This window comes from Vibrio sp. D173a (genome assembly GCF_030248475.1).
Map to the genome: position 1 here is coordinate 1 of NZ_JAHGAH010000860.1, position 1,036 is coordinate 1,036.

At 44.0% G+C, this 1,036-nt stretch carries 2 protein-coding genes; both read right to left on the reverse strand.

The annotated features are described in order from the left end of the window. The coding region (locus tag KIV40_RS29845; protein ID WP_285352883.1) for a DNA glycosylase AlkZ-like family protein at positions 1-394 on the reverse strand (394 nt) is incomplete at its 3' end. Positions 395-505: 111 nt separating this feature from the next. Beyond that, on the reverse strand, positions 506-1,036 hold a 531-nt coding region (locus KIV40_RS29850), incomplete at its 5' end, for a DsbA family oxidoreductase (protein WP_285352884.1).

A 1,036-nucleotide genomic window follows, 5' to 3' on the forward strand; every position in this document is an offset into this window, starting at 1 on the left:
CTTCTTGCTCGATGCGTTTGAGTACCTTATCCATTAGGGGCTGATCTTTTCTATACCAGTGTTTCAGTTGCCCGCTTTTAAAACCATTTTTACGATAAAGGCTATAACGGTAATCGCGCATTGGTAAATAAGCAGCGGCATGAGACCAATATTCAAAGACCTGTTTTTGATCGAGCAGAACGTCGAGATCGCTAGGCTGATAGCAAGCATTTCGATTCCATAACGTATGATGGTGAGCACGTTGAATCACTGAGATGGTGTCAATTTGAATGTAGCCAAGCTGCTCAATGGCGGATAATGTCACTGCCTTTGAGGCCTGCTTTGTCTGCTTGGGAGGCAACTGCTGAGAGTGCAGAATGATTTTACGCACTTGAGGAAGGGACAGTGAATCCATAAAGATCCTGAGAATAACGAAGGGAATAAAAAGAGCCTATCGATTCGAATGTTTGCTGTAAAACGACATAGTCACAAAACAGCAAACACTCTCTATAGACTCGGCAGACCGTTATGACGCTTGTTCTAGCTCTTCTAACAAGATCTGTTTATAAGTTTCTACCGTTTGAGCACCAGTTACCGCACTGGTTCGGTTGATCACAACTGTCGGGACAGAAGAGATACCCAACCTTTGCCATTGGAACTCTTGCGCCTCTACTTGCTCGATGTGAGATGCCTGACTCAAACGCTCAAGGGCTTTTTCAGCGTCTAGACCCACTTGCTCTAACTCAGCTTTCACTACGTTTAGGTCAGACAGATCTTTCTGTTCGCTAAAGTGTGCAGTGAAGAAACGCAGTTTAAGTTCCGTTTGCTTACCATGCTCTTTAGCGAACTCTAGTAACACGTGTAAATGGCGTGAGTTAACCATTCTCATGTCATCGTAAAAATCGAACGTAAAGCCGACCTCTTTGCCACGTTCTGCAATGTTTAAGCGATTTTGCTTACTCTGCTCTGCGGTAATTTGATATTTACGAATCAAGTGCTCACGAAGGTTTTCACCTTCAGCAGGCATATCTGGGTTGAGTTCAAATGGTTGCCAAGT